The following is a 208-nucleotide window of genomic DNA, read 5'->3' as shown; positions in this document are numbered from 1 at the left end:
GACAGAGCATCGTACCGACCACAGGAACTAGTGCGAGCGTGGAGGGAATGGACGAGGTCTCGTCGAAATAAAAGACGGAGAAGGCGATCATCGAGAACCCGAGGAGCGACAGCGGATCGCTGCCGCGTTGTTGCCCCTTCAACTGGATGAAGCTGCAGATCGATCCGGCCAGAAACTCCCAAGCCCGCGACGGCAGGAAATAGAAATT

At 56.7% G+C, this 208-nt stretch carries 1 pseudogene; it reads right to left on the bottom strand.

The features are described 5' to 3' along the window. Positions 1-208 (bottom strand): annotated as a pseudogene (locus tag AF337_RS12830) (acyltransferase family protein); the annotation flags it as partial.

This window comes from Rhizobium ecuadorense (assembly GCF_001187535.1).
GTDB lineage: Bacteria > Pseudomonadota > Alphaproteobacteria > Rhizobiales > Rhizobiaceae > Rhizobium > Rhizobium ecuadorense.
The sequence above is the reverse complement of the archived record's forward strand: the minus strand, read 5'-3'. Positions and strand labels throughout refer to the sequence as shown.